This window comes from Polaromonas sp. P1_F4, from assembly GCF_056405675.1.
The window spans coordinates 443,145-452,142 of record NZ_JBFUBP010000003.1; the positions used below are offsets into that span (position 1 = coordinate 443,145).

Annotated in this window: 10 protein-coding genes; 7 read left to right on the forward strand and 3 right to left on the reverse strand. The window is 62.7% G+C overall.

Annotated features, from left to right (window positions below; all coding sequences use genetic code 11):
• Window positions 1-110 precede the first annotated feature (110 nt).
• A complete protein-coding gene (locus tag AC1DYQ_RS09680; protein ID WP_457278742.1) occupies window positions 111-560 on the reverse strand; it encodes a surface-adhesin E family protein in 450 nt (149 codons plus the stop codon).
• Window positions 561-816: 256 nt separating this feature from the next.
• On the opposite strand from AC1DYQ_RS09680, the gene AC1DYQ_RS09685 reads away from it, so the two are divergent.
• Together AC1DYQ_RS09685 and AC1DYQ_RS09690 are read left to right on the forward strand one after the other, a co-directional pair.
• Entirely contained in the window at window positions 817-1,029 is a 213-nt protein-coding gene (locus tag AC1DYQ_RS09685; protein ID WP_477686606.1) for a CsbD family protein, read from the forward strand.
• Between the two features lie 177 nt (window positions 1,030-1,206).
• The gene (locus AC1DYQ_RS09690; protein ID WP_477686607.1) at window positions 1,207-2,304 is read left to right on the forward strand and encodes an ROK family protein; all 1,098 of its coding nucleotides are present in this window, start codon (window positions 1,207-1,209) and stop codon (window positions 2,302-2,304) included.
• Between the two features lie 115 nt (window positions 2,305-2,419).
• On the opposite strand, the gene AC1DYQ_RS09695 is transcribed toward AC1DYQ_RS09690, so the two are convergent.
• Window positions 2,420-4,873, reverse strand: a complete 2,454-nt coding sequence (locus AC1DYQ_RS09695) for a penicillin-binding protein 1A (protein ID WP_477686608.1) — start codon at window positions 4,871-4,873, stop codon at window positions 2,420-2,422.
• Between the two features lie 528 nt (window positions 4,874-5,401).
• Here AC1DYQ_RS09695 and msrB point away from each other — a divergent pair.
• The 4 genes from msrB to AC1DYQ_RS09715 all read left to right on the forward strand — a co-directional run bounded on the left by msrB (window position 5,402) and on the right by AC1DYQ_RS09715 (window position 8,200).
• A complete protein-coding gene (gene msrB, locus AC1DYQ_RS09700) occupies window positions 5,402-5,899 on the forward strand; it encodes a peptide-methionine (R)-S-oxide reductase MsrB (RefSeq protein ID WP_477686609.1) in 498 nt (165 codons plus the stop codon).
• A 2-nt stretch (window positions 5,900-5,901) separates the two neighbouring features.
• Window positions 5,902-6,618, forward strand: coding sequence for a peptide-methionine (S)-S-oxide reductase MsrA (gene msrA / locus AC1DYQ_RS09705; protein ID WP_477686610.1), 717 nt, complete (start codon window positions 5,902-5,904; stop codon window positions 6,616-6,618).
• A gap of 178 nt (window positions 6,619-6,796) precedes the next feature.
• Complete coding sequence (locus tag AC1DYQ_RS09710; RefSeq protein WP_477686611.1) at window positions 6,797-7,030, forward strand: DUF3606 domain-containing protein; 234 nt, start codon at window positions 6,797-6,799, stop codon at window positions 7,028-7,030.
• Between the two features lie 105 nt (window positions 7,031-7,135).
• Window positions 7,136-8,200, forward strand: coding sequence for a Vgb family protein (locus AC1DYQ_RS09715; RefSeq protein ID WP_477686612.1), 1,065 nt, complete (start codon window positions 7,136-7,138; stop codon window positions 8,198-8,200).
• A 46-nt stretch (window positions 8,201-8,246) separates the two neighbouring features.
• Here the strand turns inward: AC1DYQ_RS09715 and AC1DYQ_RS09720 are convergent, their stop codons facing one another.
• Window positions 8,247-8,687 carry a VOC family protein gene (locus tag AC1DYQ_RS09720; protein WP_477686613.1) on the reverse strand — a complete coding sequence of 147 codons (441 nt, stop codon included), beginning with the start codon at window positions 8,685-8,687 and terminating at the stop codon, window positions 8,247-8,249.
• Between the two features lie 179 nt (window positions 8,688-8,866).
• Between AC1DYQ_RS09720 and AC1DYQ_RS09725 the strand changes: the two genes are divergently transcribed.
• Window positions 8,867-8,998 (forward strand): winged helix-turn-helix transcriptional regulator (locus AC1DYQ_RS09725; protein ID WP_477686630.1); only part of this gene is annotated, 132 nt, incomplete at its 3' end.

Genomic DNA, 8,998 nt, shown 5'->3' on the forward strand with positions numbered 1-8,998 from the left:
TCTTCAAGATAGTCGCCGGACACGCCCCATGCGTAAGCGACAAACCATCGTAGCCCGAGCGCCCCAAAGGCACAAGCGGGGCACAACCCGCCAGCGCCGCCACATGGCCGCTAGTTGGTGGTAATTTTGCCGGTTTCGCATGCAGCGCGAATGATTCGCTGGGTCGGGTTGGGCGTCACGTCGCGGAACTCCATGGGACGCACCACTTCGTTGGGGTAAGTCACAGTCTTGTACGGCTCGCCTTTCCACAGGGGCTGCACGTAAAACGCCAGCGTGACGTACTTGGCGCTCTTGTCTGCGCAGTCAAACAACACGGTGGAAACATACGAACGGTAGGGCACGCCGTCCCAGCTGGTGCGTTGCAGCGCGCGGCTTACGCGTACCTGCATGGCCCGCATGTCGCCGTTGGCGGCAATGGGGGTCGGGTCTACCTCAATGGTATTGACGGCCGGGTCAGCCGGGTCACCCATCACGGTAAACCATGTGGTGGGGGCGGCTGGCGCGCCCCACAGGGAAGCCCCGGACACCAGGGCCCCTAAAACGATGGCTAATTTCTTCATATGACTTTTTTCTTCCTTCCTCCACTGCACGGTCACTTCAAAGCACAGTCCATTGTCTGCAATGCCAGTTTAATCCTGACGCAACGAACGTTCTGTTGCAACTGTTTCCCGACCCGTAGCAGGCGTGCGTCGAAAGGCCCTGTAGGCACACACCCACACGGCTATGGGCCCGATGCCTTCGGCGCGGTCTGGGCCGGCGGGCTATCTTGAACTGCATGGAATTTTCCATGGCGCAACTCTCTGAAAGGTACATCCCATGAACAAGGACCAGGTCAAAGGCAAGATCAAGGAAGTTGCCGGTGAAGTGCAGGAACACACCGGCAAGCTGGTCGGCAATACCGAACAGCAGGCCAAGGGCCATGCCCGCGAATTCCAGGGCAAGGCACAAAAGGCCGCCGGCGACGCACGTGAGAACGCAGAAGACATCCAGAAGGATCTGGACAAAAACCGCGACCCCCTGGGCCGCTAAGCAGCAATAAAACGCTGCACACCCACCATCGGCCGGCTCTTCCCGGCCGTTTTTTTTGCGCGCAAATCGCCGCGTACACCAGCCATTGGCTGACGCGTTCAGGCGCGTTGGCTGATAGCCGGCGGCACGCCTTGCCCGCATCATGAAACCTTCCACCACAGCACAACACGCCTCCACATGCCGCGCAAAGCCTCCCCCGCTTCCCTGCCTGACGACCTGTTGCACGGCCAGCTGAAGCTGCCTGCCGTGACGATCAACGGCTACAGCCTGGAGCTGCACGACGGCGAGCGCTTTCTGGGCGACACCGTCAGCCGCGTTGCCTACAGCGAAATGCTGGAAGTCTGGCGCCGGCTTTTTCAACGCATCAGCGGTGAAGACGTGCTGGGCACCAAGCCCACGCCCGCCATCAGCAAAAAGCGGCTCGACCTGCTCCTTCAACGCGACGGCAAGGCCGCCGCCGTAATTTCCGCAGCATCGGAAGACTACGCCTGGCAGCTGGTGCGTGTGGTGCGGCGTTTTCTGGCGCACCCCACATGGCACGGCGTGCAGCGCATCGTGGTGGGCGGCGGCTTTCAGCAAAGCCTGGTGGGCGAACTGGCCATCGACCGCGCGGCCGAACTGCTCTACCAGCAAAACGCCCGCGTGCATTTGATGACGCTGCGCCACCACCCCGACGAAGGCGGGCTGATCGGCTGGGTGCACCTGGCGCCGCCCGAGCTGTTGTCGCAATACGGCGGCTTCCTGGCGGTAGACATTGGCGGAACCAACGTGCGCTGCGGCATTGTGCGGCCGCGCCTGAACAAGTCGCCCGACCTGTCGGACGTGCGCGTGGCGGGCCTGGAAAAGTGGGGCCACCGCGGCGACGACGATGTGACCCGCCGCGAACACCTGGTGCAGGGCATTGCCGCCATGCTGAAAAAACTCAAGCGTCTGGCCGACAGAAAAGGCATCACCCTGGCGCCGTTTGTCGGGGTGGCCTGCCCCGGCATGATCTGCGACGACGGCTCCATCGCCACCGGCGCGCAGAACCTGCCCGGCAACTGGGAAAGCCCGCGCTTTAACCTGGCGCACGACCTCAGCGAACTGCTGCCGCGCCAGGACGGCCGGACCACCCAGGTGCGGCTGCACAACGATGCCGTGGTGCAGGGCCTGTCTGAGCTGCCCTTCATGCAGGGCGTGAAGCGTTGGGCCGTGCTGACGGTGGGTACCGGGCTGGGCAACGCCAGCTTTGTCAACACCGGCCCGCAGGCAGCGACGCGCAAAGCCAGACGCTGACGTCGCGCGCCGCCTTGCAATAATTCAAGAGAAAAAGGCCTGAAGCCCAATCAGTACGGGCGCAAGCAGCTATTTATTTAATAGCAACCTGGCGTGCGCGTGCGCCTGCGCAGCGCTAGCGCGGTGAGATGGGCGCACCCACCACCACGCCCGGCACAACAGGCACGCTTTCCACCGTACCTTCAGGCTGCACACGCCGCGGCTGCTCGGGTGGCAGCACCACGCCCGGTGCACCGGGTGCAGGCGTGCCGTCTGCGGCAGGCCCGTTCACGGTGATGTATTTGATCACCGGCGCCGGCTGCCACACGCGCGGCGGGCCGCCGTCGGTAGACGGCGCGCCCAGTACGCTTTGCTGCCCCAAGGGCTGGGGCATGCCGCCGTCACCGGTCTGGCCTGGTTGGCGTTCCTGCGGCGGCTCGGCGCCATTGAACAGGGCCTCGATGCGCTGCCTCTCCTGGTCCGTCACGGCAGAACCCACGGGTGCGGGAAAGCGCAGGTTCACGTCGACCACTTTCGCCTTGATGGCACCCTGGAAAAACTCACCCACCATCGGCAGCGCGCTGCGGGCGCCCTGCCCATAGCTGTCAGCCATGGTCACGCGGTTGTCGTTAAAGCCCACCCATGCGCCGGCCACCAGCTGCGGATGCATCATGATGAACCAGCCGTCGGTGTTGCCCTGCGTCGTGCCGGTCTTGCCGGCCACGTCGGCCTGTATGCCGTAGCGGCTGCGAATGGCGGCGCCCGTGCCCTGGTCAATCACGCCGCGCATCACGTCCAGCAGCGTCTGCGCCACGGTGGCCGGCATCACGGTTTCGGCCAGCTTGGGCTCAAACGCTTCCAGCACCTTGCCGTTGCGGTCTTCTACCCGCGTGACGATCACGGGCTCTATATAACGGCCGTCATTGGCCAGCGTGCCGTAGGCCGCCACCATTTCCCTCAGCGTGACAGGGCTGGTGCCCAGCGCGAGAGACGGCACTTCTTCCAGCTTGCTCTGGCGCACGCCCATGGCCTTGGCCAGCCTGGCCACATTGGCCGGGCCCACCGCGTGCATGACCTGCGCGGTGATCGTGTTCTTGGAAAACATCAGGCCCTGGCGCAGCGTCATCATCTCGCCGCTGGGGCCGCCACCGTCGGTCGGCCGCCAGAAAGCGCCGTTGCCCAGCGGGATTTCCACCTCGCCGTCCAGGTACACGTCGGACGGCTTGGCGCCGTTTTCAAACGCCGCGCCGTACACAAACGGCTTGAAGGTCGAGCCCGGCTGGCGGCGCGCCTGCTGCACGTGGTCGAACTGGTCGCGCGCAAAGTCGCGGCTGCCCACCCAGGCCCTGACCTGGCCGTTGGTTGGGTCCAGCGCCATGAAGCCGGCCTGCAGGCGCGTCTTGTCGTCCTTCAGGTTTTGCATGAACTCCGCGTCCGCCAACAGCGCCTTGGTGGCCTGGTCGTCGGCCTGCCCCTTGGTGCGCAGGGCCTTGTATTCGGCGGTGTCGCGTATGAAGGCCAGGGCCAGCTCGCGCGGCGCGCCGCTCTTGGCCTTCCAGCCCGAGTTAAAGCGCCAGTCACCGGCCACCGTCTTTTGCAAGCGGTCTACCTGCACCGCCAGCGCCTTGTTGGCCATGTCCTGCAGGCGTGAATCAATGGTGCTGCGCAGCACCAGGCCGTCGGCATAAATGTTGTAGTCGTTGCGGTCGGCCCATTCAATCAGCCAGCGGCGCAGCTGCTGTGCCAAGTGCGGCGCCGAGCCCAGCTCTTCGTCCTGGCGTTCAAAGTCGATGCGCAGCGGTTTCTTTTTCAGCGCGTCCAGCTGGGCTGCGGGCAGCTTCTCGTGCTTGACCATTTGCGCCAGCACCGTGTTGCGGCGCTGCATGGCGCGCTCGGGGTTGGTCACCGGGTTGTAGTAGGCCGTGCCCTTGAGCATGCCCACCAGCGTGGCGCTTTGCAGCACGTCCAGCTCGTTGGCGGATTTGTCGAAATAAGTGCGCGCCGCCATTTCAATGCCGTAGGCGTTGTACAAAAAGGGCACGGTGTTGAGGTAGCTCTCCAGGATTTCGTCCTTGGAATAAACCGCCTCTATCTTGAAAGCCGTGATGGCCTCCTTCAGCTTGCGCGTGATCGACAACGAACGGCCTATTTCTTCCGGGTAGAGGTTGCGCGCCAGCTGCTGCGTGATGGTCGAGCCGCCCTGCGTCTTGCCGACGGCGGTGTGCAGCACGGCCGACACCGTGCGCTTGATGTCCAGGCCGTGGTGGTCGTAAAACCGGTGGTCTTCGGTGGCGATGAGCGCGTCCACCACGCTGGGCGAAATGTCTTCGAGCTTCACCCAGTCGCGGTTGGCCCGCTTGAACACCGCCAGCACCTGGCCGTCAGACGACATCACCACCGAGGGCTTGGCGGTTTTGGCTTTCAGCAGGTCGTTGATGCTGGGCGTGAACGGAATCAGGATCAGCACATACAGCAGCACCAGCGCCGGAATGGCCGCCAGTGTCAGCAGCACGCCGCGTTTGGTAGGGTGGCGCAAGCGGCCAGGAATGGTGGCCGCAAAGTCGCGAAGTTGGGTCAGGAGCTGTTTCATCATTGCCTGCAAGTCTAAATGGGAGGCGTAAACGGGCCTGTAGGACTGCGGCGCTGCGAAAAACGCGCGCCATGGGGAAACGCCGCTTCGGCGGCTTGCAGGAGGCCTTTTTCAAGTACCAAATCGGCCTCAAGACCAATGAAAACGGGCGCGAGCAGCTACTGTTTTAATAGCGTCCTGCGGGGCAGTTTTGGTGGCATCTGGACCTGTTTTTGCCTCTTTTTTGCCTGTTTTCAGCCGTTGTGGGCCCTGCGAGCGCTTTTGGGGCCAATTTCGTTGCCCACAGTGCCATTTTTATGCATCAAATCGGCCTTTAGCCCAATAAGTACGGGCGCGAGCAGCTACTGTATTGATAGCAATTTCAGCCTGCCCGCCATATCACCGCACGGAACTGAACCGGCACAGCGTCATCCAATCTTTCGCACCAGGGGCGTCGTCATCCGTAAGAAACGCCGCGCCACACCGACCAACCGTCATGCCGCCTGTTCACGGCAAGCAATACAACAACCCACCGAAAGAGGCCAACGCATGATGACCCGCAGAAACTCCCTGCTCCGACTTGGCGCCCTCTCCGCCGCCATGGCCGCTGGCCTGCGCGGGCTGCTGGCGTCCGCACCCGCCCACGCGGCCGCACGCGCTTATGAAGTCACCCGCACCGAGGCCGAATGGCAAAAGCTGCTGCGGCCCGACCAGTACCGCGTGCTGCGCAAGGCAGGCACCGAGACCCCCTTCACCAGCCCGCTCAATAAAGAAAAGCGCGCCGGCGTTTTCAGTTGCGCCGGTTGCGACCTGCCGCTGTTTTCATCCGCCACCAAATTCGACAGCGGCACCGGCTGGCCCAGCTTCTGGCAGGCGATGAACAACGCCGTGGTCGAAGAAACCGACACCACCCTCTTCATGAAACGCACCGAAGTGCTGTGCCGCCGCTGCGGCGGGCACCTGGGCCATGTGTTTGATGACGGCCCCAAACCCACTGGCCTGCGCTATTGCATGAACGGCGTGGCCCTTAACTTCAAGGCAGCATAAAAATGAACAAATACCTTTTCGCCCTTGGCGCTGTGGCATTGGCCACGTGGGCATTCATTGGCGGGGGCATGGGCACCAGCGCCCGCGCCGCGGAAGAAAAAGCCGTGAAGCTGCCCGCACCTGCGGTTGACGCGGCAGCCACCGCACAGGCAGGCACCGCCACCGCCGTGTTTGCCGGCGGCTGCTTCTGGGGCGTGCAGGCCGTGTTTCAGCACACCGACGGCGTGCTCAACGCTGTCTCGGGCTATTCAGGCGGTGACAAGGCCACCGCCACCTACGAGCAGATCGGCTCGGGTCGCACCGGCCACGCCGAGGCCGTGCAAATCACCTACGACCCGAAAAAAATCAGCTACGGCAAGCTGCTGCAGATTTACTTTTCTGTGGCGCACGACCCCACCACACTCAACCGCCAGGGTCCCGACAGCGGCACGCAATACCGTTCTGCCGTGTTCTACAAAGACGCCGAACAAAAGAAGGTGACCGAAAGCTACATCGCCCAGCTCGACGCCGCCAAGGCCTTCCCGAACAGGATCGTCACGCAGCTCGCGCCGCTGGCCGCCTTTTACCCCGCGGAGGCCTACCACCAGGACTACGCCACCCTGCACCCGAACCAGCCTTACATCGCAAGGTTTGACCTGCCCAAGATTGCCAACCTGAAGACCGTGATGCCCGAGGTCTACCGCGAAAAGCCCGTGCTGGTGTCGCAGGCCAGCAAGTAAGGCGAGGGCCCGGTTCGGCGGGAACATAGGTCGCGCAGGGCGTAGGCCATACCCCCGACTTGCGCCGATGCGCCCCATTCACAGGCTGAAACCCATCAAGTCGGCAATGGCCTACAAACATGGTGGGCCAGGCGCGCTAATGTGGTCTTTTACCTTAGCAGGCAAGGAGTGAACCACCATGGCTAATACCGATAGACCCCAATCACATGCAGGCGAACAGCCTGAGCGCATCAACCTGAATGACAAAGCCACCACTGCGGAGTGGCTCAAGAAGCTGGACATCACACAGGAGCAGCTTCGCGAAGCCGTAGCCGCCGTGGGCGACAAGGCCACCAACGTAGAGATGCACCTCAAGGGCGCCCGCAGCACCACCAATGCAGACCACGTGCGCGAGTTGAGTACAGACAAGTGAGCTTGATGGCGGCGCGCATTGCCGCCAAAATGCCAGAGAGATACCACCCTTCACCGCCGTTCACCGTGTTCAGCGCATGCAGCAAGATGCGCAGGAGGTTTTGCCATGGCATTGCAGACGCGCGCTTCATCCCACACCCCTCAACAATCAGGCCCAACCCAGATCAACCGGCGCACCGCGTTGGTGGCTCTGCCCAGTTTGGCGGGCCTGGCCGGTTTGAGTTTGCCGGCCGCCACGCATGCGCAAACACCCGGCACCGTGCGCCTTCAATCGTGGCCGCTCAACGCCCGCACCTTCACCGGCATTCACGACATCGCACCTGCGCCTGATGGCGGCGTGTGGTTCTCGGCCCAGCGCAGCGGCCACCTCGGCTGGTTTGACCCACGCACCGGCAAGTCAGACCTGGTGGCCTTGGGCAATGGCTCATCACCCCACGGCGTGATTGCCGGGCCTGATGGCGCAGCCTGGCTGACCGATGGTGGGCAAAACGCGATTGCCCGCGTGGCCTGGCCTTCGCGTGAAGTCAAGGTCTACCCCCTGCCCGCCGGCACGCCGTATGCCAACCTCAACACCTGCGCCTTCGACGGCGACGGCAACCTCTGGTTCACCGGGCAAAGCGGCTACGTCGGCAAGGTAGAGGTACGCAGCGRCACCGTCACCGTGAAAGAGTCCCCACGCGGCCGTGGCCCCTACGGCATCTGCGCCACACCCAAGGGCGACGTGTGGTGGTGCTCGCTGGCCGGCTCCTTCATCGCCCAGCTGGACCGCAAGACCGGCGAGTCACGCATCGTCGAGCCACCCACACCCCGCCAGGGCGCCCGCCGCGTCTGGTCAGACAGCAGGGGCCGCATCTGGGTATCAGAATGGAACAGCGGCAACCTCTCAATGCACGACCCCGCACTGGGCTCAGGCCCCAGCAGCTGGCGCGCCTGGAAGGCACCCGGCACCGAACCGCATATTTATGCCGTGTACGTTGACCACAAAGACATTGTCTGGGCCTCAGAGTGGAGCAGCAACGCCCTCTTGCGCTTTGACCCAACCACGGAGAAGTTTGAAGTAATCACCATGCCGCGTGCTGCGGCGAGCGTGCGGCAGATACTGGGCCGGCTTGGGGAGGTCTGGTTGCCTGAGAGTGGGACGGAGTTTGTGACGGTGGTGAAGACGGCGTGAAAAGTCGCCAAACCTGGGGCAGGCTTCAACCCACGTTAATCTCACGTCAGTCACCACCGCGCTGCTCGGCAAGCGCAACAATAATGCCCTCAGGCCCCCGGATGTAGTCCAGTCGGTACGTGTCTCCGTACTGCATTTCACCAATGAGCTCGGCGCCATGGGTACGCATATGCGCAACGAGCGCATCAATGTCATCGACGGCGAACATCACGCGACGAAAGCCCAGCGTGTTCACCGGCGCATCCACAGGTCCGAACCGGATCGCGTCGGGCGTGTGGAACTTGTCCAGCTCAATGCCCTGCCCATCGGGCGTGCGCATCATCGCAAGGGTGGCCCGCACATCCTTGAGCCCGATCAGGCTGCCGACCAGAGGCCCTTCGACGGTCGTCTCTCCCTCAAGCTTGAGGCCCAGCTCGATAAAGAACGCCTTGACGGCTTCAAGGTCGTCGACCACGATGAGGACGTTGTCCATCCGTTTAAGCGTCATGTCTTTTGCCTCGTTTCATTGCTGATGCCAAGTACGTGCTGCGCGTAGCGTAAACGTTTGAGATAACCGTCATTGTTGAATTCCGTCGAAATCTGATCCACTTAGCGCAGTAATTTCCATCCAAAACTGACCCACGTAGGCACTACTCTGCTTGTTTTAAAAGCAGGGGGAAATTAGGAGTGATAGACGTGGCGACATTGAATGTCATCAGACGTTGGGCATTGCGGGATCAGATGTCCATCCGCGAGATCTCAAGGCGTACAGGCCTGGCTCGCAACACCGTGAAGAAGCACCTGCGATCAGAGGAGAGC

Bases quoted from the DNA above. Each gene is read 5' to 3' on its own strand.
- AC1DYQ_RS09680 (WP_457278742.1), bottom strand. From the start codon at position 560: ATGAAGAAATTAGCCATCGTTTTAGGGGCCCTGGTGTCCGGGGCTTCC.
- AC1DYQ_RS09685 (WP_477686606.1), top strand. From the start codon at position 817: ATGAACAAGGACCAGGTCAAAGGCAAGATCAAGGAAGTTGCCGGTGAA.
- AC1DYQ_RS09690 (WP_477686607.1), top strand. From the start codon at position 1,207: ATGCCGCGCAAAGCCTCCCCCGCTTCCCTGCCTGACGACCTGTTGCAC.
- AC1DYQ_RS09695 (WP_477686608.1), bottom strand. From the start codon at position 4,873: ATGAAACAGCTCCTGACCCAACTTCGCGACTTTGCGGCCACCATTCCT.
- msrB (WP_477686609.1), top strand. From the start codon at position 5,402: ATGATGACCCGCAGAAACTCCCTGCTCCGACTTGGCGCCCTCTCCGCC.
- msrA (WP_477686610.1), top strand. From the start codon at position 5,902: ATGAACAAATACCTTTTCGCCCTTGGCGCTGTGGCATTGGCCACGTGG.
- AC1DYQ_RS09710 (WP_477686611.1), top strand. From the start codon at position 6,797: ATGGCTAATACCGATAGACCCCAATCACATGCAGGCGAACAGCCTGAG.
- AC1DYQ_RS09720 (WP_477686613.1), bottom strand. From the start codon at position 8,687: ATGACGCTTAAACGGATGGACAACGTCCTCATCGTGGTCGACGACCTT.